This is a genomic window from Alexandriicola marinus (genome assembly GCF_004000435.1).
In the GTDB taxonomy this organism is placed as follows: Bacteria; Pseudomonadota; Alphaproteobacteria; order Rhodobacterales; family Rhodobacteraceae; genus Alexandriicola; species Alexandriicola marinus.
In genome coordinates this window covers 33261-58027 of the sequence record NZ_RBVZ01000005.1, presented here as the reverse complement: position 1 = coordinate 58027, position 24767 = coordinate 33261, and the positions used below count along the sequence as shown (strand labels likewise).

General features: G+C 64.9%; 17 protein-coding genes. 5 read left to right on the top strand and 12 right to left on the bottom strand.

Going from position 1 to position 24767, the window contains the following annotated elements; genetic code table 11:
* Position 1 precedes the first annotated feature (1 nt).
* From der to EP376_RS15435, 3 genes are all read right to left on the bottom strand, one after another.
* On the bottom strand, positions 2–1447 hold the full coding sequence (der, locus tag EP376_RS15445) for a ribosome biogenesis GTPase Der (protein ID WP_127656521.1): 1446 nt from the start codon (positions 1445–1447) through the stop codon (positions 2–4).
* A 48-nt stretch (positions 1448–1495) separates the two neighbouring features.
* Entirely contained in the window at positions 1496–2788 is a 1293-nt protein-coding gene (locus tag EP376_RS15440) for a PQQ-like beta-propeller repeat protein (protein WP_127656648.1), read from the bottom strand.
* Between the two features lie 67 nt (positions 2789–2855).
* Positions 2856–3524, bottom strand: coding sequence for a tetratricopeptide repeat protein (locus tag EP376_RS15435; protein ID WP_127656520.1), 669 nt, complete (start codon positions 3522–3524; stop codon positions 2856–2858).
* A 296-nt stretch (positions 3525–3820) separates the two neighbouring features.
* On the opposite strand from EP376_RS15435, the gene EP376_RS15430 reads away from it, so the two are divergent.
* Together EP376_RS15430 and EP376_RS15425 are read left to right on the top strand one after the other, a co-directional pair.
* On the top strand, positions 3821–5167 hold the full coding sequence (locus EP376_RS15430) for an efflux RND transporter periplasmic adaptor subunit (RefSeq protein ID WP_127656519.1): 1347 nt from the start codon (positions 3821–3823) through the stop codon (positions 5165–5167).
* Complete coding sequence (locus EP376_RS15425) at positions 5164–8832, top strand: efflux RND transporter permease subunit (RefSeq protein WP_127656518.1); 3669 nt, start codon at positions 5164–5166, stop codon at positions 8830–8832. Before EP376_RS15430 ends, EP376_RS15425 begins: the two co-directional genes overlap by 4 nt.
* A gap of 30 nt (positions 8833–8862) precedes the next feature.
* Here the strand turns inward: EP376_RS15425 and EP376_RS15420 are convergent, their stop codons facing one another.
* The 3 genes from EP376_RS15420 to EP376_RS15410 form a co-directional block, all read right to left on the bottom strand.
* On the bottom strand, positions 8863–10050 hold the full coding sequence (locus tag EP376_RS15420; RefSeq protein WP_127656517.1) for a multidrug effflux MFS transporter: 1188 nt from the start codon (positions 10048–10050) through the stop codon (positions 8863–8865).
* An 81-nt stretch (positions 10051–10131) separates the two neighbouring features.
* Positions 10132–11955: an ABCB family ABC transporter ATP-binding protein/permease gene (locus EP376_RS15415; RefSeq protein WP_127656516.1), complete on the bottom strand. Its 1824-nt coding sequence runs from the start codon at positions 11953–11955 to the stop codon at positions 10132–10134.
* Between the two features lie 87 nt (positions 11956–12042).
* On the bottom strand, positions 12043–14166 hold the full coding sequence (locus EP376_RS15410) for a LysM peptidoglycan-binding domain-containing protein (RefSeq protein WP_127656515.1): 2124 nt from the start codon (positions 14164–14166) through the stop codon (positions 12043–12045).
* A gap of 140 nt (positions 14167–14306) precedes the next feature.
* Between EP376_RS15410 and EP376_RS15405 the strand changes: the two genes are divergently transcribed.
* Positions 14307–14864 (top strand): LOG family protein, encoded by a 558-nt coding sequence (locus tag EP376_RS15405; RefSeq protein WP_127656514.1) that lies wholly within the window; start codon positions 14307–14309, stop codon positions 14862–14864.
* On the opposite strand, the gene rarD is transcribed toward EP376_RS15405, so the two are convergent.
* Positions 14771–15745, bottom strand: a complete 975-nt coding sequence (rarD, locus tag EP376_RS15400; RefSeq protein WP_127656513.1) for an EamA family transporter RarD — start codon at positions 15743–15745, stop codon at positions 14771–14773. The genes EP376_RS15405 and rarD overlap by 94 nt on opposite strands.
* 158 nt (positions 15746–15903) lie before the next feature.
* Between rarD and EP376_RS15395 the strand changes: the two genes are divergently transcribed.
* On the top strand, positions 15904–16221 hold the full coding sequence (locus tag EP376_RS15395) for a hypothetical protein (protein ID WP_127656512.1): 318 nt from the start codon (positions 15904–15906) through the stop codon (positions 16219–16221).
* 177 nt (positions 16222–16398) lie between these two features.
* Here EP376_RS15395 and EP376_RS15390 read toward each other — a convergent pair whose 3' ends face one another.
* A complete protein-coding gene (locus tag EP376_RS15390) occupies positions 16399–16998 on the bottom strand; it encodes a superoxide dismutase (protein ID WP_127656511.1) in 600 nt (199 codons plus the stop codon).
* Positions 16999–17109: 111 nt separating this feature from the next.
* Positions 17110–18465, bottom strand: coding sequence for a GSCFA domain-containing protein (locus tag EP376_RS15385; protein WP_127656510.1), 1356 nt, complete (start codon positions 18463–18465; stop codon positions 17110–17112).
* 179 nt (positions 18466–18644) lie between these two features.
* On the opposite strand from EP376_RS15385, the gene EP376_RS15380 reads away from it, so the two are divergent.
* On the top strand, positions 18645–20765 hold the full coding sequence (locus EP376_RS15380) for a tetratricopeptide repeat protein (RefSeq protein ID WP_127656509.1): 2121 nt from the start codon (positions 18645–18647) through the stop codon (positions 20763–20765).
* Here EP376_RS15380 and EP376_RS15375 read toward each other — a convergent pair.
* From EP376_RS15375 to EP376_RS15365, 3 genes are read right to left on the bottom strand one after another with little or no spacing between them, the layout of a single operon-like run.
* Complete coding sequence (locus EP376_RS15375) at positions 20762–21304, bottom strand: sarcosine oxidase subunit gamma (protein ID WP_164744948.1); 543 nt, start codon at positions 21302–21304, stop codon at positions 20762–20764. The two genes, EP376_RS15380 and EP376_RS15375, sit on opposite strands and share 4 nt — an antisense overlap.
* Positions 21297–24299 (bottom strand): sarcosine oxidase subunit alpha family protein, encoded by a 3003-nt coding sequence (locus EP376_RS15370; protein ID WP_127656507.1) that lies wholly within the window; start codon positions 24297–24299, stop codon positions 21297–21299. Before EP376_RS15370 ends, EP376_RS15375 begins: the two co-directional genes overlap by 8 nt.
* Positions 24296–24625, bottom strand: a complete 330-nt coding sequence (locus EP376_RS15365) for a sarcosine oxidase subunit delta (protein WP_127656506.1) — start codon at positions 24623–24625, stop codon at positions 24296–24298. The genes EP376_RS15370 and EP376_RS15365 overlap by 4 nt, the downstream gene beginning before the upstream one ends.
* Positions 24626–24767: the final 142 nt, after the last annotated feature.

The following is a 24767-nucleotide window of genomic DNA, read 5'->3' as shown; positions in this document are numbered from 1 at the left end:
CCTATTTCAGGTGCTTTGACAGCTTGGACGGCTGCTTCTTCTTGCGGTTCTTGTAGGGGTTCTTGTCGCCCTGCCCGCGCAGCGTCAGGCGAATCGGCGTGCCCGGCATGTCGAAATCCTCGCGCAACCCGTTGACGAGGTAGCGCGAGTAACTCGCCGGGACCGCATCGGGGTAAGAGGTCATCACCACAAAGGCCGGCGGCCGCGTCTTGACCTGCGTCGCGTAGCGCATCTTGATCCGGCGTCCCCCGGGTGCGGGCGGCGGATGCGCCTCCATCATGCCGGCCAGCCAGCGGTTCAGCTGCGCCGTCGTTACGCGCCGGTTCCAGACCTCATAGGCCCGCATGACGGCGTCATGCAGCCGGTCGAGCCCGCGCCCCGTCTTGGCCGAGACAGTGACCAGCGGCGCACCGCGCAGTTGAGGCAGAAGGTTCTCGAACTCGGTCTTCAAAGCCTTGAGCTTGGCCTGTTTCTCGCCTTCGAGGTCCCACTTGTTGACCGCCAGAACGACGGCCCGGCCCTCACGTTCGGCCAGATCGGCGATCCGCAGATCCTGCTGTTCGAAGGGGATGTTCACGTCGAGAAGAACGATCACCACCTCGGCGAATTTCACCGCGCGCAAGCCGTCGGAAACGCTGAGTTTTTCAAGCTTGTCGTCGATCTTGGCCTTCTTGCGCATCCCCGCCGTGTCGAAGATCCGGACCGGCGTGCCCTCCCACTCTACGGCGAGAGAGATCGCGTCGCGGGTGATCCCGGCCTCGGGGCCGGTCAGAAGCCGCTCTTCGCCGAGGATCGCGTTGATCAGCGTGGATTTTCCGGCGTTGGGCCGGCCCACGACCGCCACCTGCAACGGTTTGGCGCGGGTCGGAACGGGGGCGGCATCCTCGTCACCATCCTCGACCTCGACATCTGTCTCGGGCTCGATGGTCTCCTCGACGCGCTGCTCGGCCAGTTCGTCGGCAATCGGCATCAGGACCTGCAGAAGGTCCGTGATCCCCTCGCCATGTTCGCCAGAGAGCCGCACGGGCTCCCCAAGGCCCAGACCATAGGCCTCGAGATATCCGGCCTCGCCTGCGTTGCCTTCGGCCTTGTTGGCCGCGACGATCACATGCGCGTTCTTGCGGCGTAAGATATCTGCAAAAACCTCGTCGGTCGGCGTGACACCCACGCGAGCATCGATCAGGAACAGGCAGACATCGGCCATTTCGACCGCGCGTTCGGTCAGCCGCCGCATCCGCCCCTCGAGGCTGTCGTCGGTCGCCTCTTCGAGCCCGGCGCTGTCGATGACGGTAAAACGCAGATCCCCCAGCCGCGCCTGACCTTCGCGCAGATCGCGGGTCACGCCGGGCTGGTTGTCGACAAGAGCGAGTTTCTTGCCGACGAGGCGATTGAAAAGCGTCGATTTGCCCACATTGGGGCGGCCGACAATGGCAAGGGTGAAGGTCATGATGTCCGGGTCCGTCAGGTCAGAGACGGGCGATACACGTTTCAGAGCCTAACGGAAAGCCTGCAATTGGCCGTCCGCGCTCACGACATAGAGGATCCCTCCCGCGACGACCGGGTGCGACGCCGCCCCGCCCGGAAGCGCGACCGAGCCCACGAGCGCGCCCGAGACCGGATCGAATTGGCGCAACAACCCCTCGGAGGAGGCGACGATCAGCCGACCGCCCGCAAGAATCGGCCCGTATTGGACGAACCGCGTCGTGCCTTCCCAGAATTCGCCCTCTTCCTCGACCGGAAGTGCGACCCGCCAGATGACAGAGCCATTGCCGGCGTCCAGCCGGACCAGTTCGCCCAGGTCGTTGACGAAGAAGACCGAACCACCGACCGGAAGCACCGGGCTCGTCGCGCCCTCGGCCGCCGTCCAGACGCGATCGCCGGTGTCGAGACGCATGGCCACCACCCGGCCCGAGACGTTGCCCACATAGATCGTGTTACCGACGATAACCGGATCGGCGGCGATGTCGTTGGCCGCGACAGCGGCGGCGCGGCCCAGCCGCTCGCCCGCGATGACGCTTGACCAGCGGCGCACGCCGCCTTCGGGGAAGGCCGCGAGGATTTCACCCGACGGGAACGGGAAGACCGCGATATCGGAGGTCACGGCCGCGCCGGCCCCGCCCGAGAAATTGGCACCGGGAGGCGTTCCGCTGATCTGCCAGCGCACCCGTCCGTCCGACCGCTCGACCGCCCAGGCCCGGCTGTCGCGGGCCACCACATAGACCAGATCGCCCCGCACCGTCGGCGCAGAGCCGCCCGGTGCATCGAGATCCTGCACCCAGCGCTCGCCGCCAGTGGCCACGTCGAGCGCGACCAGTTCGCCAAAGCCCGTCGTGACATAGAGCGTGCCGCCGCCCACCGCGAGGCCACCGCCCGAAGCATCCGCCGCGCTGTCGGTCGGCGGTGTCAGATCCGTTGTCCACAGCGGGTCGCCTCGGGTCGTGAAGGCCGAAACCCGCGACCGGGCATCGAGGGTGAAGATCCGACCGTCAGCAATGACCGGGTCGGCGGTAATCCGCGCGCGGCGGCTGTTGCCCTCACCGATATCGACGGAAAAGGCGCGTGTCAGCGATGCCGACAGGGCGGGATGCGTGATGTAGTGAACGGCCGACCCGCCGCGATGGGTGTAGTCGGCATTGACCTGCTGCGACGGAAGCGAGATCGGCCGCGCCACGTTGGACGACACCTCTGCTTCGCCGCCGATCAGGCCGTCGCGGATATCAAGTCGCTCGCCGGGCAGGATCACATCCTGTTCGCCGCAGCCTGCGAGGATGGCCAGCGCCAGCCCCATTCCGATCCATGCACGAATTGTCACGGGCACTCCCCCATCGCCTGTCTTGTCCCTGCGGTGCAGGGGGTCAGTTGCCGGCTCCGTCCTGCGCGTCGATCTCGCCTCCCAACGCGATGGTCAGGCTTTGCGCCCGATCCCGCAGGGCATCCCCGGTTTCGGCATCTTCGAGGATCGCGGCAAGCTGGTCCAGCGCGGCCTCGGTCTCGCCCGCGCGCACATGCGACAGCGCCACCTGTTCCATCGCGACGAGACGGAAGGTCTGGCCCGGAAGGGCCAGGTTTTCAAGGGCCGCGCGGCGCGTGGCCTCGTCCATCGTGCCGGCCGAGAGCATAAGCGATTTCAACGCTGCCAGATCACGGTAATCCTGCGGCACCTCGCCGTCCGTGACGACGCCCTCGAGCGTCGCAATCGCGGCGGGCACATCGCCTGCCGCCTCCTGTTCGGCGGCCAGCAGCAGCGCGGCCACCGCACCGGCAGAGCCGGTCGTGTCGATCGCCGAAAGCGCCTGCGCGCGCGCCTCGGCCTCGTTCTCGTCGAGCGCGGAGTAGAGCGCGTCGCCCAGAGCCTGCGCCCCGGCCTCGGCCTGCGCCTTGCGCCATTCGTTCCAGCCTGCGCCACCGACGATCAGCAGTACAAGAAGAACTGCGACCCAGCCCCACCGCCTGAGCAGCGCGAAAAGCCGGTCACGGCGGACCTCTTCGGTCACTTCCTCGATAAAACTGTCGGTGTTGCTCATACCATCCGCTCTCTGCCCGGCGCCTGTGCTTTGCGCGGCGCGTTCGGGATGTTCTATCGTGATTGTCCGGGCAATGCCAAGACCCGCAGGACGGGTCGTCGGATGCCTTCAAAACATACGAATTCCCGCGCGCGACGCCCGGAAAATGCCCCAGTTGCGGAAAATACTCCCAAAATCTAATCTGAACCGATCAGTTTAGCGTAGAAATCTCTGACAAAGGGATCATATAGGCGCAAGAGTTCTTCGGCCTATCGTGACCCGAGGACGTCGCGCAGTATGTCAACCAAGGCCTCGCCATGAAGATTACCCCGCTATTGACCGCCCTTCTCGTGACAGCGGGACTGTACATGTTCGTTTTCGAGCGCGAGGCTCTCATCGCATTCGCGCAGGGTTCCGCTGCGGAGAATGCGGCATCCGCCGAGGCCGATGCCGAAGATGATGCCCATATCGTGCGTGTCGTCGCGATGACCTCCGAAGCCGAGACAGTCGATTCGTCCGTTGTCCTGCGCGGTCGGACAGAGGCCACACGCTCCGTCGAGGTCAGGGCCGAGACATCGGGCCTCGTCATTTCCGAGCCGCTGCGCCGGGGCACCTTCGTCGAGGCGGGTGATCTGATGTGCGAGCTGGACCCCGGCACCCGCCAATCGGCGGTCGACGAGGCGCAGGCCCGCCTGACCGAGGCGCTGGCCCGCCTGCCCGAGGCGCAAAGCCGCGTTCCGGCCGCCGAGGCCGCGCTGCTTGAGGCGCGCGCCCGCGTCGGCGAGGGCGAGGCCCGGCTGATGGAAGCGCGCGCCCGCCTGCAGGAAGCCGAGATCAACCGCAACGCCTCCCGGTCGCTCAGCGAGGGGGGCTTTGCCTCCGAAAGCCGCGTCGCCAATTCCGATGCCGCCTTTGAAAGCGCCCGGGCAGGCGTGACCTCTGCCGAGGCCTCGCTTCAGGGCATCGAAAGCCAGATCATCAGCGCCGAGGCGGGTGTCGAAGGGGCGATCGCGGCCGTCGAAAGCGCGCGGGCCCAGATCCAGTCGGCCGAAGCCGCCGTCGCAAGCGCCGAACGCGAGATCGAGCGGCTGAGTATTCACGCCCCATTCGACGGCCTTCTGGAAAGCGACACGGCCGAACTTGGCAGCCTGTTGCAACCCGGCGGCCTGTGCGCCGAGGTGATCCAGCTCGATCCGATCAAGGTCGTGGGCTTCGTGCCGGAGGCGCAGCTGGACAAGATTTCCGTCGGCGCCCGCGCCGGCGCCCGCCTTGCCTCCGGCCGCGAGGTGATGGGAGAGGTGATCTTCCTGTCGCGGTCGGGTGACGAGACGACCCGCACTTTCCGGCTCGAGATCGAGGTCGCGAATGCCGATCTGACGATCCGTGACGGACAGACCGCCGACATTCTTGTCGAGGCCGAAGGGCAGATGGCGCACCTGTTGCCGCAATCCGCACTGACGCTGGATGATGAAGGTCACATCGGTGTGCGCACCGTGGGCGAGGGAAATGTCGCCCGGTTCGCGCCGGTGACGATCATCCGTGACACGGTCGACGGTGTCTGGGTCTCGGGGCTGGACCCCGTGGTCGATATCATCGTCGTTGGGCAGGAATATGTGACGGACGGCGTAAAGGTAGAACCTACTTTCAGGGGAGAAAACGGATGACCGGCATTGTCGATTGGGCCGCGTCCCGGGCGCGGATGGTGCTTGCCTTTGTCGTGCTCTCGCTTGCGGCGGGAGCGGCAGCCTATGTGGGCCTCCCCAAGGAAGGGGAACCCGACATCGAGATCCCCGCAATCTTCGTCTCTGTCCCCTTCCCGGGCATCTCGGCCGAGGATTCCGAAAAGCTGCTGGTGCGTCCGATGGAAACCCAGCTGGGCGACCTCGACGGTCTCGAACGGATGACCGCGACGGCTGCCGAGGGTTATGCCGGTGTCGCTCTCGAATTCGAATTCGGGTGGGACAAGACCAAGGTCATGGCCGATATCCGCGACGCGATGACCCGCGCGGAATCGCAGTTTCCCGACGGTGCGGACAATTACTCGATCAACGAGCTGAACTTTTCCGAATTCCCGATCATCATCGTCAACCTGACAGGTGACGTCCCCGAACGCACGCTGATTCAGGTCGCCAAATCCCTGCAGGACAGGATCGAGGCGCTTGATGCCGTGCTCGAGGCGCCGCTGACGGGGCAACGCGACGAGATGCTCGAGGTCGTGATCGATCCCCTGCGGCTCGAGGCCTATAACGTCACGGCCGCCGAACTGATCAACGTCGTCACGCAGAACAACCTGCTGATCGCAGCTGGCGAGATCGAAACCGCGCAGGGCAGTTTCTCCGTCAAGATCCCGTCAAGCTTTGACGAGCCGCGCGACGTCTACGACCTTCCGGTCAAGACGCAAGGCGACCGGGTCGTGACGCTGGGCGATCTGTCGACCATTTCGCTCACCTTCGAAGACCGCACCTCCACAGCCCGCTACAACGGCGAGACCACGGTCGCGTTGCAGGTGGTCAAGCGCAAGGGCTTCAACCTGATCGACACCGCCACTCTCGTTCGCGAGACCGTCGACGCCGAAGTCGCGACCTGGCCCGAGGAACTGCGCGCCGCGATCGATGTGGGCACGTCCAACGACCAGAGCCGCAATGTAGCCTCGATGGTGAGCCAGCTTGAAGGTTCGGTTCTGACGGCCATCGCGCTGGTCATGATCGTCGTGCTGGCGGCCCTCGGGCCGCGTCCCGCGCTTCTGGTGGGCTTTGCGATTCCGACATCGTTCCTTCTGTGCTTCGCCCTTCTGGCGGTCATGGATATCACGATCTCGAACATCGTGATGTTCGGCCTGATCCTTGCCGTCGGCATGCTCGTCGACGGGGCGATCGTGGTCGTCGAATATGCCGACAAGCGCATCAGCGAGGGCTCGGGCCCGATGCACGCCTATGTCGAGGCGGCCAAACGCATGTTCTGGCCCGTCGTGTCGTCCACGGCGACGACGCTCTGCGCCTTCCTGCCGATGCTGTTCTGGCCCGGCGTCCCGGGGCAGTTCATGGGCATGTTGCCCGTGACGCTGATCTTCGTGCTGTCGGCCTCGCTGGTCGTGGCGCTGGTCTATCTGCCGGTTCTGGGCGGTGTGACCGGCCGGATGAGCCGCTCGTTCGAGCGCACGGCCAACTGGATGCGCGCCCACCTGCCCTGGGTGATCCGCGCGGCACTGGTTCCCGTCGCGATGGCTGTCGTCTTCATGGGCGCGATGCTGACACTCAACCCCGCCTACCTGTCTGGCGGCGCGGTCCAGACCGACGGATTGCGCGCATCCGTTCCCGGCATCGTGTTGTTCCTCGTCGGTGCGATCCTGACCTCGATCACCATGAGCTCGGCCCGGATCGAACGCCGGCAGAAGCGGATCCGCGCCGGTTACCGGCGCACGATCTTCGGCCGTCTCATCGCCCTGATCACCGGCAACCCGATCATGCCGCTCGTCTCGATCGCGGCTGTCGGCTTCTTCGTCGTCTCGGTCTTCAGCTTCTTCGGCGAGAACAACAACGGCGTCGAATTCTTCGTCACGACAGAGCCCGAACAGGCGATCGTCTATGTTCAGGCGCGTGGCAACCTCAGCCTCGAGGAAAAGGACGAACTGGTCCGCCAGGCCGAAGAGATCACGCTGGCCCAGCCCGGCATCCAGAGCATCTTTGCCTTTGCGGGCGACGGGGGCCTGAACTCGAACACCGCCGGCGCCGGCGGCCCCGGCGATGCAATTGGCCAGCTGCAGATCGAGCTGGTTCCATGGGATGACCGTCCCGCCTATTCCCGCGAGACCGGGGTTCCGCTGGAAGAGTTGGACGGCGACGTCATCATCTCGAAGCTTCAGGCCGAACTGGACACGATCCCCGGGATCCAGACCGAGATCCTGAACCTTGCAATGGGACCGGCCTCGTCGAAGCCGGTGCACCTCCGGCTGACGGGCGACAATTGGGAAGAGCTTCAGGCGGCGACCCAGACAGCCCTTGCCCAGTTCGAGGCGACCGAAGGCCTGATCCTGATCGAAGACACCCTGCCCCTTCCGGGCATCGACTGGCAGATCGACGTCGATGTCGAAAAAGCCGGCCGCTATGGGGCGGACGTGGCCACGGTGGGCGGCATGGTGCAGCTGGTGACGCGGGGGCTCCTGCTCGATACCATGCGCGTCGACAGCTCTGACGAAGAGATCGAGATCCGCGTCCGTCTGCCGGAAGAAGATCGCGTGCTGTCAACCCTTGATACGCTTCGGGTGCGCACGCCATCGGGCCTGGTGCCCCTGTCGAATTTCGTCACGCGCGAACCGGTCGAGAAACTGGCCCAGATCGACCGCATCGATCAGGAGCGCTATTTCGACGTGAAGGCCGCGGTCGAGATGAACCTCGTCAAGATCACCGACACCGAAACCGGCGATACCCGGATCGTGACCGCGGAGGTCGCGGACAGTGACAGCACGATCACGGACGGCGTGGCCGACGGATCGCTGACCCGGGAACCTGTCAATCCCAACGAACGGATCGCGACCCTGACCGAATGGCTCGACACCTCGCCCTTCGCGGGATCGGTGTCCTGGGAATGGACGGGCGATCAGGAAGATCAGGCCGAAAGCCAGCAATTCCTGGCCACCGCCTTCATGGGCGCTCTGGGGCTGATGTTCATCATCCTGCTGGCCCAGTTCAATTCGGTCTACAACTCGATCCTCGTCCTTCTGGCCGTTGTCCTGTCCACGACGGGCGTTCTGATCGGGATGGTCGTGATGGATCAGCCCTTCTCGATCATCATGACGGGCACGGGGATCGTGGCGCTTGCCGGGATCGTGGTGAACAACAACATCGTTCTGATCGACACCTATCAGGAATACCGGCTCTACATGCCCCGGACCGAGGCCATCGTGCGCACGGCCGAGGCGCGGATCCGCCCCGTGCTTCTGACCACGATCACCACGATGGCGGGCCTCGCGCCGATGATGTTCGGGCTGAGCCTCGACTTCATCAACGGCGGCTACACGATCGATTCGCCGACAGCCCTGTGGTGGAAGCAGCTGGCCACGGCCGTTGTCTTCGGCCTTGGCATCGCGACAGTCCTGACGCTGATCTTCACGCCCGCGATGCTGGCGCTGCGGGTCTGGATCACCACCTATGCCCGCTGGCTTGCGCAACTGCTGGCCAAGCTGTCGCTGGGCCGGTCGAGTCGCGCGGCGCGTGACTGGGCTCTGGCCCGCGAGGCCAAGCGGATCAAGGCGCCCGAGCTGATCTGGGCCGACGAGGACGAGATCGCGGACGCAGCCTTGCCGATCACTCCCCTGCGCGCCGCCGAATAGGCGCGCAGGCCCCTGCCCGGCTGACCGCGGCTAGACGGCCGCGCGTGCGATGCGCGGCAGGATCGTCACGACCAGCGTCAGAGCAAGGACCGAACAGACGGCAATCGCAGCCACCATGGGAAGCGCGGTGCCGTCGAAGAACGGCCCGGCAAGAGTGACGATCAGCCCGCCCGTCACCATCTGGAGCGTCCCGCCCAGCGACGACGCCAGACCGGCCATCTGACCGTGGGGGTCAAGTGCGGCCACCATCGTCGTGGGGATCACCAGACCGAGGCAGGCATTGCCCAGAAAGAGCATTCCGACGATCACCGGCAGCGTGCCGCCCCCCGATACCACGATCGCCAGCAGCGTCAGGTTGAACGCCGCAAAGCCCAGAACCGCGACACGGATGACCGGCAGGAGGCCGAACCGCTCGGTAACGGGGCCAGCGATCTGGCTCATCCCGAAAAAGCCGATCGCGTTGATCGCGAAGGCGAGCGAGAATTGCGTCGGGCTGAGGCCGAACTGGCCGGTATAGACAAAGCTGGCCGAGGCAAGAAAGACGAAGAAGCTGGAAAACCCGAAGGCGCCCACCATGGTCAGCCCCATGAAGGTGCTGTCGGTCATGAGGATCCGCGCGCCACTGATCAATGTGCGGATCCGGATCGGGACGCGGCGTTCGGGTGGCAGGGTCTCTGGCAGGGCAAAGCCGGTGAGCAAGATGCTCAGCACGGTCGCGACCGCCAGCGCCCAGAACATCAGCCGCCAGTCGCCCAGGACCATGAGGCCCGATCCCGCCAACGGTGCCAGCATCGGCGAGACCGAGATCACCAGCATCACGAGCGCCATCAGCCGGGTGGCCTGCGGCCCGGTATAGAGGTCACGGATGATCGCGCGCGGGGTCACCATCACCACCGCCGCGCCGATCCCCTGAAGCCCCCGGAAAACAAGGAGCCATCCGATCGTCGGCGCCATGGCGCAGGCGACCGAGGCCAGCGCGAATATACCCAGCCCGACGAAGATCGGCCCCTTGCGGCCGTATCTGTCAGAGAGTGGCCCCCAGAACAGTTGGCTGATCCCGAAGACCGCGAAATAGACGGTCAGCGTCATCTGCACTTCGGCAACGCTCGCATCGAGCGCCGCCTCGATCCGCGGCAGGGCGGGCAGGTACATGTCGATGGCGAAAGGGCCAACGGTGGACAGGAGCCCAAGCGTCAGGGCCAGGCGGAAAAACGGCATGGGAAGGGCTCCGGAACTAGAGGATGATCAAGTCACTACACCCGGACGGATCGATCGGCAATCGCGGTGTCAATGGGGCACTCAGGCCGCCTCATCCTCGGATTGCTGACGGTTCCACAGCTGCGCATAACGCCCGCCCGAGGCCAGAAGCGCGTCATGCGTCCCCTCTTCGACGATGACGCCGTTTTCCAGCACGACGATGCGGGTGGCATCGGCCACGGTCGACAGGCGATGCGCGATGGTCAGAACCGTCCGGCCCTTGCCCATCGCCTTCAGCTCGGACTGGATCTCGCGTTCCGTATCGGTGTCGAGCGCCGATGTCGCCTCGTCGAGCAGCAGGATCGGCGGGTTCTTCAGCAGCGTGCGGGCAATGCCCACGCGCTGTTTCTCGCCGCCCGACAGCTTGAGCCCGCGTTCACCCACAGCCGTGTCATAGCCGTTGGGCAGGCTCTGGATGAAATCGTGGATCTTGGCGGCCTTGGCGACCTGTTCGATTTCGGCCCGCGTGGCATCGGCGCGCCCATAGGCGATGTTGTAAAGGATCGTGTCGTTGAACAGGACCGTATCCTGCGGCACAACGCCGATCTGCGCGTGCAGGCTTTCCTGCGTGACATCGCGCACGTCCTGTCCGTCGATCCGCAGGGACCCGTCCACCACGTCATAGAACCGGAACAAGAGCCGCCCGATCGTCGATTTCCCCGAGCCGGAGGAGCCCACGATGGCCACGGTTTCGCCCGGACCCACGCGCAGGCTGACGCCCTTGAGGATGGGCCGGGCGGCCTCATAGCCGAAGACCACGTCATCCAGAACCACCTCACCGCCGCGCACCTCGAGCGACTTGGCGCCGGGCTTGTCGGTGACCTCGGCGGGCTGTTCGAGAAGGTCGAACATGTCTCCCATGTCGATCAGCGCCTGCCGGATCTCGCGGTAGACGGTGCCGAGGAAATTCAGCGGCATCGTGATCTGGATCATGTAGGCGTTGACCATCACGAAATCGCCCACGGTCAGCGCGCCGTTCTGCACGCCGATCGCGGCCAGAACCATGACGATCACCAGACCCGAGGTGATCAGGAAGGATTGCCCGAAGTTCAGGAAGGCCAGCGAATAATTCGTCTTCATCGCGGCCTCGGCATAGGCCTTCATCGCGCTGTCATAGCGTTCGGCTTCGCGGCTTTCGGCGCCGAAATACTTGACCGTCTCGAAATTCAGCAGGCTGTCGATCGCCTTTTGGTTCGCGTCCGTGTCCTGATCGTTCATCACCTTGCGGATCTTCACCCGCCATTCGGTCACCTTGAAGGTGAACCAGACGTAGACGCCGATCGTCACGATCACGACGGCAAGGTACCACGCATCGAACAGAACGAAGAGCACGCCCATGATCAGCAGCAACTCGAGGATCAGGGGACCGATCGAGAACAGGATGAATCGCAGAAGGAAATCCACACCCTTCACGCCCCGTTCGATCACGCGGCTCAGCCCGCCTGTCTTGCGGGTGATGTGATAGCGCATCGACAGACGATGGATATGCATGAAGGTTTCCGAGGCCAGCTTGCGCAGCGCCCGTTGACCGACGGGGGTAAAGAAGACGTCGCGCAACTGTTGGAAGCCCACGTTCATCAGCCGGAACACGCCATAGGCGATCGTGATCCCCACGGCCCCGATTGCCAGCATCCCGCCGGGGACTTCCGTCGGATCGCCAAGCGAATCCACGGCCCATTTGAAGAACAGCGGCGTCGAGACGGCGATCAGCTTGGCCAGAACGAGCATCGCCACGGCCAGAATGACACGCGCCTTCATGACCGGCTCATCCTCCGGCCAGAGATAGGGCACGACCTTGCGGATCGTGCGCCAGCCCGAGACCTTTGCCCCGTCGAGATTGGCAGATGTCTTGGGAAGTCGGCGCATCAGGCCTCCAGGCGGGTGATCAGGCCGGCAAATCCGGCTGGCCTCCATAGGTAGGCGGGCCAGCCGGGAAAGACCAGTGCCGAGGCGCTATTGCGCAGTGGCGGGCTCGGGCGTGTCCAGCACCGGCAGGCGGAATACCTGCCCGGGATAGATCAGGTCGGGGTCACGGATCAGGTCCTTGTTGGCCTCGTAGACCGCGACATAGAGGATGCCCTGCCCATAACGTTCCCGCGCGATGGCCCAGAGCGTGTTGCCCGGCTGGACCGTGCGCACCGCGACGCTGAAATCGGCGCGTTCGGTATCCTCGGCCATGACGGCGGCGATGGTTTCGCGCTCCTCGCGCAGAAACGGGGTCTCGATCCGGCCAAGAACCGCGCCCACGGCATCCAGCTCATCCACCCGCAGGGAATAGATGCCCGGCGCGATGTTCGTGATTTCAGTCGACCATGTGCGATCGCGCCCGACGGCAGCGTCGCCCACCGGCGTGTTGTCGAGGTAGAGCCTGACGGCCACCCCCGCCCGCGCGCGACCGGCCGCAAAGACATTGCCCAAGGCATCATAGGTGATGGTATCGAGCGCGACCGTGGCGATCCGCCCCGGCTCGGCCCCCGAGGCAGGCGCGGGTTGAAGAACGCGCACGCCCTGATCATCCACCATCAAGAGCGGCGGCGGAGTTGCGGGCGCGGAGTCGAGCCCAGCGATGTTTGGCGCGCCATCGGCCACTACCGGCGGGGTCGAGAGATCGGGATCAACCGTGTCGGGCTCGGGCACCGGCGTCAGCGCCCCGGCGGTGGTGGCAGCCGGGGCCGGGGTCGCCGCTTCTTCCGCGCCGCCGGTCTCGGCCGTGACCGGAGCCTCTGGCGTGGCCGTCAACGCGGTATCGAGGCTGGCCACCACCTCGGGCTGCGGCGGCTCGGACGTAGTCTCGGCCAATTCCGTCGCTGGGGTTGGTTCCGTCTCCGACGCCGGGTCGGGCTGCGACAAGGGCTCCGGTTCCGGCACCGGATCAGGTTCAGGTGTCACCTCGGCAAGCTCGGTGGGCGCGGCAGGCTCGGGCTGGGGTTCGGCCGCCGGTTCAGCCGGCGCTTCGTCAGCGACGGGCGCAGGCATGGGCGCGGCAGGCTCCGCCATGGCGTCATCGCGCGGTGCTTCGGCAAGCGGAGTATCCTCTGCAGGCGCGCTGGCGATAGTGTCCGCCTCTGGCGCGGGTTCAGGCTCGGCCACTGGTTCGGCGGCGGCTGCCTCTGCCATCTCGGTCTGCGGAGTGGCCTCGACAGGTGCGGCCTCGACCGGTTCGGCAGGTTCTTCGACGACCGAGACGACCGCCTCTCCCTCATCTGCACCGGTGTCCGGCGCCTCCGCCATCTCGGTCTGAGGGTCACCCGGGGCTGTCACCTCATCCTCTGCGGCGGGGGTGGGATCGGCGTCGGCAAGGTCGTCGACCGTGGGCTCTGTCGTTTCCGCGTCGGGTTGATCGGGCGCGGCCTCGGCGATCGCGATATCCGGCGCGGCCTCGACCGGCGGCGCCTCGGCGATCTCGATATCCGGCGCGGCCTCGACCGGCGGCGCCTCGGCGATCTCGATATCCGGCGCGGCCTCGACCGGCGGCGCCTCGGGCTCAAGGGTCGTGTCCGGCTCAGAGCCGGCGGGCTCCGGCAGGGGCGCGTCCCCGGCAGCTTCGGCAGCTTCGGCGATCTCGACCGGCTCGGCGGGCGGAACGATGGAGGGTGCGACGATCACGGATTGTTCCGAAATCACCTCCGCCCCGCCCGGATCGGCCAGCAGCGACAACATCCGCGGCGCGGTCGAGAGACCCAGCGACAGGATCTCGACAAAGGCGCCACCTGCATCGGCGACGACCTCGACCAACGGGGTATCATCGAGGAGGATCGCAACGGTGTCCCCTGCCCCCGCGCGGCCCGAGACGAAGGCAGTGCCATCAGGCTCGATCCGAACGGCATCGAACGAGGGCGCGGCGACCTGCGGCGGCGGTGCCGTCTCTTCGGGATCGGGGTCCGGCTCGGGCGTCGGGGGAGCTGCGGTATCTGTCGGCGGCACCGCATCGGGCGCGGGATCCGGCTGCGTGGCCGACACCTCCTCGATCGGGTCGGGCGCAGAGCCGCTGTCCCGAAGGACTAGCACACCCGAAATCACGACCACAGCCGCGACCCCGGCGCCAAGCGCCAAGCGCATCCCTTGCGATATCGCCAATATCCGACCTCCGACGTCATCCCCAGACCGCGGGGCCTGCCCCTTTTGCCGCCTGCGCGGTTGAGGGACAATAGCAATGGCTTTATGAGCGGTCAAAAGCGTTTGTCAGTCCTTGTGACGCAGAACTCCGGAGGAATTCCATGGCCGCAATCAACCGCTCTGTCTGCGTCTATTGCGGCTCGCGCGACGGGACCGACCCGGCCTATGCCGAGGCCGCCCGCGAGACGGGGCTTCTTCTGGCGCGCAACGGCTATCAACTGGTCTATGGCGCGGGCGATGTGGGGCTGATGGGCCGGGTCGCGGTGGCCGCACAAGAGGGCGGCGGGCGCACCTTTGGCGTCATCCCGATCCACCTGTTCGAACGCGAGGTCGGCCGCCGCGAACTGGACAGTTTCATCGTCACCGAGACGATGCACGAGCGCAAGAAGGTGATGTTCATGAATTCCGACGCGATCATCGTGCTGCCCGGCGGCGCGGGATCGCTGGACGAATTCTTCGAAGTCCTGACATGGGCGCAGCTGGGCCTGCATGGCAAGCCGATCTTCCTGCTCGACACCAAGGGATATTGGCAGCCGCTGGTGGCGCTTTTGGATCACGTGGTCGATCAGGGGTTCGCAGACCGCTCCATGCTGGAGTTCGTCACGGTCGTCTCTGAAAGCGCGGCGCTGGAAACGGCCCTGTGCCGCGCCCTTTCCTGACGCAGCACACCCCAGGAATAGATCGCAAGTGCGGTCCAGATCAGCGGGAACGCCACGGCATGCCAGCGGGTCAGCGGTTCGGCGAAGACCAGAGCCGCCACCATCAGCTGCAACGTCGGGTTGAGGTATTGCGTCAGACCAACCGTGGCGAGCGTCAGCCTGCGCGAGGCATAGCTGAACAGGATCAGCGGACCCGCCGTGATCGGCCCCGACGCCATCAGCAGAAGGCTTTCGGACAGGGCCGATCCGAAGAGCGCAAGGTTCTGTCCCGTGATCCCCGTCCAGCCCAGCACATGGACGCCCCATAGCCAGACCAGCGCCAGCGGCACGACAACCGCCACCTCCGCGGTGACCGAGACGACCGGGCCCAGCGTCGAGAATTTCTTGATGACGCCATAGGCGCCAAAGGTCAGGGCCAGACTGATCGAAATGATCGGCGCCGCCCCAAGCCCGACGGTCAGGACCCCGACCGCAAGCGCCGCCAGCAGGAACGCCGCGACCTTGGCGCGGCCGATCGCTTCGCCAAAGACGATGACGCCCATCACGACAGAGACCAGCGGAAAGATGTAATAGCCGAGACTGGCCTCAAGCGCCCTCTCCAGCTGGATCGCCCGGATGAACAGGAACCAGTTGACCGAGATCAACGCCATCGCCAGCACGATCACCGCGGCCTTGCGCAGGCTGGAAAAGGCGCGCGGCACCTCGCGCAGCCGGCCCTGTATCATCAGGACAAGCGCGAAGAATGCGAACGACCAGATCGTGCGGTGACTGAGTAGTTCCAGCGGCGGAACGGTCGCGAAATGCTTGTAGAAGATCGAGGACAGGCCCCAGATCACATTGGCCAGCACCAGCGCCAGCAGGCCTTTCACCGCGTCCGACATGATCCCCGCTTAGCGCGGCGCGGTGGCGGATGCCATGCCTGATCGATCCCGCGCGCGCCGTGTGGTCTGGATAACCTGACCCGCGGTGCAAGCCAATTCATTTGACCGCGTGGCACCGCGCCCGGTAACATGAGACATATTTTTCAAAGATTCCGAAAATGATAAATTCAGTTGTCCTACTCGCATTGGTTTCTGCGGTGTTCTATTGCGTGGCCATGGTCGCGATGAAATCTTGGGCCGCTTTTCCCAGCGTTGGCGTCGCTCTCCTGATCGGAGCCGCCCTCCTGACGGCCGGCGCCTTCGAGGTGTTCGCCCTGCGTCAGGAGCGTCTCGGCCTGATCTATGTCGGCATCCTCGGGGCCGAGGTTCTCATCCTCGGTGGGCTGTCACTCTTCGTCTACGAAGAGGTCTATTCGCCAAGAGAACTGGCTGGCATGGGCATCGTACTGGTTGGCACGGCAATCGCCTGGTCCTGACGTCGAGGGCTCCGGACACATGGAACACCGCGCCATCACGCGCATCGCGGGGCCGCACCCGGCGGGGTGACCGGCCCTTGGGCCCCGGCCTTGCCGGTTCCCGGCTCTTAACGAACGAAAAGGGCCGGGCGTTTCTGCCCGGCCCCCGTTATTCGGACCCGCTGTTGCGGGCGAGGATCACATGCGCGAGGCGACGTCTTCCCAGTTGACGAGATTGTCGAGGAAGTTCGTCAGGTAGGCCGGACGCTTGTTGCGGAAGTCGATATAGTAGGAATGCTCCCACACGTCGCAGCCCAGAAGCGCGGTCTGGCCAAAGCACAGCGGGTTCACGCCGTTCTCGGTCTTGGTGACCTTGAGCGCGCCGTCGCTGTCCTTGACGAGCCATGCCCAGCCGGAGCCGAACTGGCCGGCGCCCGCGGCGGAGAATTGCGACTTGAACTCATCGACCGAGCCGAAGCTTTCGGTCAGCGCGGCTTCCAGTTCGCCCGGCATCTTGCTGTCGCCGGGGCCCATCATTTCCCAGAACTGGTTGTGGTTCCACAGCTGGGAGATGTTGTTGAAGATGCCGTTCTGCGCGACGGCATTGGCGTCGTAGGTGCCGGTGATGATCTCTTCGAGAGACTTGCCCTCCCACTCGGTTCCCGCGATCAGCTTGTTGCCGTTGTCGACATAGGCCTTGTGATGCAGGTCGTGATGGTATTCGAGCGTCTCCTGGGACATGCCCTTGGAGGCCAGCGCGTCGTGGGCATAGGGAAGGTCGGGAAGGTCGAAAGCCATGAGAGCCCCTCTTTGTCTTCGGGTGTTTCAGATACCCCCTAACAAAGCCCTCGGGCCTGCAACGTCAATAGGCAAGCCGCGGAAATGCGGCCCTGCCTGACGCGATACCCGTCAGATCCATGTCACCTTTTCACGGAAATCCGCGCGGCCCGGGAATGACTTTTCATGCATCCCCAGCAATTCGCGCGCGTCATCCTTGCGGCGCATCGGGCGGCACAGCATGATCATCCGTTCAAGGGCCTGTGGTTTCTTGGGCGCAACGACGCTTGCCTTGCGCAACGCCGCAAAGGAATGGTCGAGATCGTCGAGCCTGCGCGCCGCCGTCGCCTCGAGCATCAGGACATCTTCGCTGCTGTCGGCAAGATCGCGATGCTGTTCGACCATGACCAGAACGTCATCGAACTTTTCAAGTTTGTGCAACAGCTTGAGCGAGGACACGAGCCCATCCTTCGTGATCTCGTTCTCCGCGGTCAGCGGTGCCGCGGCGTCGCCACCGATATAACGGGTGATGACATTCGACATGATCCGCTTGACCACATCGGACGAGACGTGGCGGAAATCGTTGCGTGACCAGGCGATGGTCGGGTTCGACAGGGTCACGAATTCATAGGAGGGAAAGTAATCGACGCCCTGTTTGTCGAGCAGGAATTCATCCAGCGCCGCGCGCTGCACCGACTTGGAATAGGCGTTGGCCACAAGGATATCCATGTCGCGGAACGTCGACAGCAGCGGAACCGGGCTGACGGTCACCAGCATCTTCAACGGCTTGGTCCGGTGCCGGTTCAGGAGCGCATAGAGATCGTTCAACCCGTCGAGCACGTCGCCATAGCTCAGGACGCGGAATTCGAAACGGTCGGGCTCCGCCCGGATGACGGGCGCCGGCGGAATGACGTTGAGATAGAGGTCGAGCTTGCGATCATACCACGTCTCGACATAGCCGAGCGTCAGGATGATCACGTCCGCCTCGGCCACACTGGCCACGGCATCGAGGTAGCGGTGCCGGAACTCGAGGATCTGCTCCATCGTGAAATCCAGCCGCGCCATGCCCAACTGCGGGTCGCAATAGCGGCCCTTGCCCATGGGATAGATGATGTCCTCGCCGGGGAAGGTCTCGCGTTCCAGCGCCCAGCGGATTTCGTTGGTGACGGAATGGATCGAGTATTTGTTGAAGAAATTCGCCGCGTCACCGAGGCTTTCGCCGACCTGACCCAGTTCGAATTCCCGGCTAAGGACGCGCTTGCCCGCCTCTTCCAGCGCCTTTTCGACATTGCGCGCGAAGCACGACCCGATCGCATAGATCGTATCATCCTCCTCGATGGTGAAAGAGGGGTTCGCCGTGGGCGAGGCGAGCGGATACAGCCTGTCGCCATCGCGCTCTGGCGATGGATACCTCCGCAACTCGTTACCACGCGCGCGCAGCATTGCATCGGCTGCGCCAAGCCGTTCGATATTTGATGCTCGTGCCATTCGGGCCTCATGTTTTTTTGCGCTATTGTGCCTGTAACAGCGCGTTGTTTACGCAACCCTAGCGGCAAAGAACGTATTCACTCAAGGGGAGCGCGCCTCCCCTGTTTGACTTTTCCGGCAGCTGTGGCGATCATCCCCACAACCGCCGCACAAGACGGCGCAGAGCAGGCAGGCACAACATGAGCAAGACTTCAGGCCATCTGGTCACGTTTCGCAATGATCGATTGGGCGGGCGGCTGATATCGCTTCTCAACACGATGCGGATTGCACAGGATCATGATCTGCCGTTTCGCGTGCGCTGGCATGAAAACGACGACATCGCGCAAGTGTTCAACGACCCCGGGCTGTTCTTCGAGCCGGAATTCGTGGCCGATCACTTCATCACCGCCGAAGATTGGGGCGCAGAACGTGCCGATGCCACCCGCCTGCGCGAGCTTGACGACCGGACACCCGACGGCGTGCGCGCCTTCATCGACGGGGGCGGCATCCTTCTGATCGACGGCTCCTTCGGGCATGATTGTCTCGTGGGCGAGGATGCCGAGACCGTCCGCCAGAGTGCGGCCGACCTTTGGGCCAGGTTTCCGCTGGCCCCCGCGATCCGCGACGCCGCAGCCGCGATCCGGGAAGCTGTCGGAGAGGATGCCCTGGGCTATCACGTCCGGCGCGGCGACCTGATTTCTTCGCATCGCGTGATGAACCGGCCATGGCCCCAGAAATACGTCTTTGACGAGATCTATTTCCGACATCTCGACGCGGCGGTCGCCGGGGGGCGCCGACCGATCCTGTTCTCGGACGATCCCGATACGGTCACCCGGTATCGCGCACGCTATCCCGACCTCGTGCCCGCGACAGAACTATATGACCCCACCTCTTTCACGGAAGGCCAGCGCGATCTGCTCGAGCTGATCGCCATGTCCTGCTGTTCGGAAATCGTGGCACCCGCGCTCAGCGGATATTCCTCGACCGCCGCGACGCTGGGCGGGATCCGGCACAAGGATGTCTTGCAGGCCCTCACCCCCGAAGAGATCGAGGCCGCGCACGAAGACATGGTCACACGCCTGTCGGGCGCCGCGCCCGCGAGCCTTGTCGAAACCGGTCACCTGTCGCAATCGCTCGCCCATGCCGAGCCGTGGCTGATCGCCCGCGACAGGCTCACCGAGGCCGAAGGGATCCTCTCACGCCTGATCGGCGAAGGCCTCGATATCTCATATCTATATCCGCGACTTGTGATGCTTCGGCTTGACCTCGGGGATAGCGAGGGCGCGCTTGCGGCGCATGCCCATGTGGATGATCGCGAGGTTCACTACAGTTCTGACGTGGCACTGGCCGATGCCTGCGCGAGCCTTGCCGCTCACGACCTTGGCCGCCCCGAAGACGCGGCCCGTCTGGCACGGCGGGCCTTCTGGCAGGCAGGCTCCCTGCCCCAGGTCTCGGCTATCGTAAGTGCCATGATCTCGGCCGGCGTGCTGGATCAGGCAAATTTCTTCCCCACCGATGAGGCGGCCCGCCAGTTGTGGCTGCACCCCGCCTCGCGGCTGTCGGACAGGCCCGGCATCAGCCGTGTGATCGGCGCCACGCCCGAGGGCGACCCGCCGCAGCTGTTCTCGACCAATCCGATCCTCTGGGACTGGTTCCCGATGATCCGGCCGATCCCGGCCCAGCAATTGCGCCGGCATCCCCACAGGCGCCAGCATGAGGCCGGTCTGGAACGGCTGGAGGCCACGGAAACGCCGGGCGCCCTGTCCTTGGCGGCCCTCTATGATGCGCTGATCGAATCCGAGGCGGACCCGCTCGACCGTTTGCGCGAAATCGCGGAAACGGCGCCCGACGAGCCGATGGTCCACCATCGCCTGTCTGTGGCGGCCGCCAAGCTGAAAGATCGCGAGACGGCCCTTCTGGGGGCCGAACGTGCGGCGGAATTGTCGCCCGATGCGCCGGCCTTCATCGCATGGCGCGGCATCACGCGCGGCCAGTCCGGGGACCGCGAGGGAGAACGGGCCGATCTTGAACGCGCGATCCATGAGATGGGCTTCTCTCTGCCCCGTCTGCCGCTGAAGCTTTGTGCCGCCGGGCGCAAATCGGGCGATACCGATCTGCAGGCCCGCGCCCATGACCTTGCAGTGCAGATCGCGCCCCGCGACGCGGCGAGTCGTCTGGGCCGGGCGGTCTTTCACGCGCAAAGCGGCGCCGAACAGGCCGCCCTGCGCGATCTTGAGATCGTGTTGCGGCACGATGTGGTGCCGCCAAACGCGATGGCACTCTACAGAAGGCTGACCTCGCGGCAGGCCGTTGCCAGCTAGTGAAACCCGACAGGTCCGGCCTCGATCGAAGTCCGGAGAAGCGCGTCGAGGTAGTCGCCGAACGACCGGAAGCAGACGATCGTGACGACATCGTCCTCGGCCATCCAGAGGCCGGCCGCCACCTGACCAAGCCGCGTGCGCCGGATATCGCCCGGCCCGAAGGCGTTTGGCGCAAGATCGGCCGGAGAGAGTTTGGCCAGCACCTCCCGCGCATCGGGCCCGTCCAGCGCAAAGACATGCCGCGCATCCGACACGTCGACCGCAAGATGATGCTGCCCCTCAAGCGCCGCACCGATCGTGGCAAGCGCCTCTGGCACATCGTCTCGAGGCAGGACAAGCAAGACCTCATCGGGCGACATCCAGCAGGCGCCGCGGTCCCCCTCGAACGCCACGCGGTTGGTTTTGGGTACGACCACACCGACCGCGGCCTTGACCGCGGATTTGAATTTCGTGCCGCCAAGGTTGCCCCGCAGCGTGATCATTCCGACCGTGTCACGCCGGGTGAGGATCGCATCACAAGACATTGTCATATCAGACATTCTGCTTTTCCCCATCCTTGTCATAGAAGACCTGATCGACGATCCGGGCCTTGACGGAGGTGCCATCGAGCATCGGGAATTCGATGACCTCGCCCATCCGCTCCGGCCCCTTGTGGACCAGCCCCATCGCGACCCCCTTGCCAAGCGTCGGCGACATGTAGGTCGAGGTGACGCGGCCCTGCGTGTTCTTCTGGCCATTGGCATTCGTGCCGGGCGCCACCGCATAGGCGCCATCGGGCAGGACCGACCCGTCGAGCGTCTCGAGCCCCACGAGTTTCCAGCGGTCGGGATCGGTCAGATGGGTGCGCTGCTGGCCCCGCTTCCCGATAAAGTCGTCCTTCTTCTTCGAGATTGCCCAGTTCAGCCCCAGATCCTGCGGGATCACGGTCCCGTCGGTTTCGTCCCCGATCATGATAAAGCCCTTTTCGGCCCGCATGATATGGAGCGCCTCGGTGCCATAGGGCATCGCGCCGAACTCCGCGCCGGCCTCGATCAGCGCCTCCCAGAAGGCAAGGCCATCGGAGGCGGGCACAGCCACCTCGTAGCTCAGCTCGCCCGAGAACGAGATCCGGAAGACCCGCGCCCGGACCCCGCCGATATCCCCCTCGGCCCAATGCATGAAAGGCAGCGCCTCTTTCGACAGGTCAATCGAACTGCCCAGCTTTTCCAGAACCTTACGCGCGTTCGGACCGACGATGCCCACCTGCGCATATTGCTCGGTCACGTTGGCGACATAGACCTTCCAGTCCCACCATTCGGTCTGAAGCCACTCCTCCATATGGGCATGGATACGATCCGCCCCGCCCGTCGTGGTGTGGCACAGCCACGTGTCGTCATCGAGCCGGGCCACAACGCCGTCATCCATCAGGAAGCCGTTTTCCGAACACATCAGGCCATAGCGGCATTTGCCGGGCGCCAGCGTCGACATCATGTTGGTATACATCATGTCCATGAAGCGGCCCGCATCCGGGCCTTTCACGACGATCTTTCCCAGTGTGGATGCGTCAAGCAAACCAAGGGCTTCGCGTGTGTTCTTTACCTCGCGCTGAACCGCATCAGCGACCTTTTCGCCGTCCCGGACGAAGGCATAGGGCCGGCGCCAATGGCCCACGGGCTCCCAATCGGCGCCATGGGCATCGTGCCAGTCATGCATCGGCGTCTTGCGGATCGGCTGGAACAACTCTCCCTTCGCGGCACCCGCGATCGAGGCCAGAGATATCGGCGTATAGGGCGGGCGGAAGGTCGTGGTGCCCACGTCCGGGATCGGCGCGCCCAAGGCATCGGAAAGAATGGCGAGGCCGTTGATATTGCTGAGTTTACCCTGATCCGTCGCCATGCCGAGCGTGGTGTAGCGCTTGGCATGTTCGACGCTTTCATAGCCCTCGCGGGCGGCAAGCTGAACGTCCGAGACTTTCACGTCGTTCTGGAAATCCAGCCACATCTTTTCGCGCAGGCTGATCGCGGCGCCCTGCGGCATCATCCAGACCGGCGCAATCGGCGCCTCGTCGGCATCGGCGCCGCGAGGCGCGGTGCCAGAATCCGGGGCGCCCGCCGCGCGCGCCCCGGCGGCATGGGCATCCGCCAGTGCCGCATCGCTGCGCAACAGGCCATTGGCCGTGCCTGCAGGCAGGACGAAGACCTCGCCTTTCTGATCGGTCGGGCCCCGTTCGGGATCGGGACGGAACATCGCCAGCGCCTCGTCCCAGATCAGCTTGCCGCCGCAATGGGACCACAGGTGCACGACCGGAGACCAGCCGCCCGACATGGCCACCGCATCGCAGGCGATCTCTTCGATGGGGGCGCCCTCGCCCGCCTGCACGCAGATCTTGACACCCGTCACGCGACGCGACCCCAGGACCTTGGCGATGCCCTTTCCGGTCTCGACCCGGATGCCCAGCTCGCGCGCGCGGCGGACAAGCGCGCCGTCGGGTGCCGGCCGCGCGTCGATCACGGCAGGCACCTCGAGACCGGCCTCCTTGAGGCAGATCGCGCTGCGATAGGCATCGTCGTTGTTGGTGACAACGACGGTCCGGTCACCGACCGAGGTGCCGTAATTCAGCGCGTAATCCCGCACGGCAGACGCCAGAAGAACGCCGGGTATGTCATTGCCTGCAAATGACAAAGGCCGCTCGATCGCGCCGGTGGCCGTGATGACCCTGCGCGCCCGCACCTGCCACAGCCTGTGGCGCGGTCCAGGCTCATCGGGGCAATGATCGCGCAGCCGTTCATAGGCAAGGATCGCACCGTGGTCATAGACACCTGCCCCCATCATGCGGGTGCGCAGGCGGACAGTCTCCATGGCATCGAGCGCGGCGATGGTCTCCTCCACCCACGCGGCGGCGGGCTTGCCATCGATCTCGGCCCCGTCAACCACCGCGCGTCCCCCCCAATGGGCGGTCTGTTCGATCAGCAGCACAGAGGCCCCCGCCTCGCCTGCCGCCCGCGCGGCGGCCAGCCCTGCGATGCCGCCGCCCACGACCAGAACATCCACATGGGCGTGGAAATGCTCGTAGCTGTCAGGATCCATCCCCTTGGGCGCGCGGCCCAGGCCCGCCGATTGCCGGATGAACGGCTCATAGATATGTTTCCAGAACGACCGGGGATGGATGAACATCTTGTAATAGAAACCCGCTGGCAGGAATTTCGACAGCCGCGCGTTGATCGCGCCCACGTCGAATTCGAGGCTGGGCCAATGGTTCTGGCTTTCGGCCTGAAGCCCGTCGAACAGCTCGGTCACGGTGGCGCGCTGGTTGGGCTCGAACCGGGCGCCACGACCGAGGTTGACCAGCGCGTTGGGTTCTTCCGCGCCGCTGGCCACGGGCCCGCGCGGGCGGTGATACTTGAAGGACCGGCCCATCATCATCTGGTCGTTGGCCAAGAGCGCCGAGGCCAGCGTGTCGCCCTGAAACCCGCGAAGCCGCTTGCCGTTGAAGCGGAAGGTGACGCTTTTCGACCGGTCGATCAGGCGGCCGCCGGTGGCAAGACGGGTGCTCATGCGAAGGTCCTCCAGGTCCAGCCGGGGCGTTTGGCGCTGATCGCGTCGCGGATGTCCTGCGGCGGCTCTGTCGTCTGGGCGGGATAGGTGCCGAACACTTCGAGCGTGGCCGTACACCGGGCGGCATGGAACCACTTGCCGCAGCCATAGGCGTGGCGCCACCGTTCGAAATGCACGCCCTTGGGGTTTTCCCGAGCGAAGAGATAGCTCTCGAAATCGTCATCCGAGGAGCCGGGTCCAAAGCGTCTCAGATGCGCTTCGCCGCCCGGGGCAAGCTCGGTCTCGTCGGCATCGATCCCGCAATAGGGGCAATGAAGTGTCAGCATGAGGCAGCGTCCAGAATGCAAGGCGCGCGCAGATGACCGCGCGCCGGTTCGAGGGCCATTCATACGGATTGAGGGGGTGGAAGCGAGTGGATTTGCGGCACTTTTTGTCAGAAAGCGGCCCGCGTCCAAGATGTCGCAAGGC

Bases quoted from the DNA above. Each gene is read 5' to 3' on its own strand.
- EP376_RS15380 (WP_127656509.1), top strand. From the start codon at position 18,645: ATGAGCAAGACTTCAGGCCATCTGGTCACGTTTCGCAATGATCGATTG.
- EP376_RS15430 (WP_127656519.1), top strand. From the start codon at position 3,821: ATGAAGATTACCCCGCTATTGACCGCCCTTCTCGTGACAGCGGGACTG.
- EP376_RS15420 (WP_127656517.1), bottom strand. From the start codon at position 10,050: ATGCCGTTTTTCCGCCTGGCCCTGACGCTTGGGCTCCTGTCCACCGTT.
- EP376_RS15365 (WP_127656506.1), bottom strand. From the start codon at position 24,625: ATGCTGACACTTCATTGCCCCTATTGCGGGATCGATGCCGACGAGACC.
- EP376_RS15395 (WP_127656512.1), top strand. From the start codon at position 15,904: ATGATAAATTCAGTTGTCCTACTCGCATTGGTTTCTGCGGTGTTCTAT.
- EP376_RS15440 (WP_127656648.1), bottom strand. From the start codon at position 2,788: ATGGGGCTGGCGCTGGCCATCCTCGCAGGCTGCGGCGAACAGGATGTG.
- der (WP_127656521.1), bottom strand. From the start codon at position 1,447: ATGACCTTCACCCTTGCCATTGTCGGCCGCCCCAATGTGGGCAAATCG.
- EP376_RS15435 (WP_127656520.1), bottom strand. From the start codon at position 3,524: ATGAGCAACACCGACAGTTTTATCGAGGAAGTGACCGAAGAGGTCCGC.
- EP376_RS15425 (WP_127656518.1), top strand. From the start codon at position 5,164: ATGACCGGCATTGTCGATTGGGCCGCGTCCCGGGCGCGGATGGTGCTT.
- rarD (WP_127656513.1), bottom strand. From the start codon at position 15,745: ATGTCGGACGCGGTGAAAGGCCTGCTGGCGCTGGTGCTGGCCAATGTG.
- EP376_RS15405 (WP_127656514.1), top strand. From the start codon at position 14,307: ATGGCCGCAATCAACCGCTCTGTCTGCGTCTATTGCGGCTCGCGCGAC.
- EP376_RS15370 (WP_127656507.1), bottom strand. From the start codon at position 24,299: ATGAGCACCCGTCTTGCCACCGGCGGCCGCCTGATCGACCGGTCGAAA.
- EP376_RS15375 (WP_164744948.1), bottom strand. From the start codon at position 21,304: ATGTCTGATATGACAATGTCTTGTGATGCGATCCTCACCCGGCGTGAC.
- EP376_RS15385 (WP_127656510.1), bottom strand. From the start codon at position 18,465: ATGGCACGAGCATCAAATATCGAACGGCTTGGCGCAGCCGATGCAATG.
- EP376_RS15390 (WP_127656511.1), bottom strand. From the start codon at position 16,998: ATGGCTTTCGACCTTCCCGACCTTCCCTATGCCCACGACGCGCTGGCC.
- EP376_RS15415 (WP_127656516.1), bottom strand. From the start codon at position 11,955: ATGCGCCGACTTCCCAAGACATCTGCCAATCTCGACGGGGCAAAGGTC.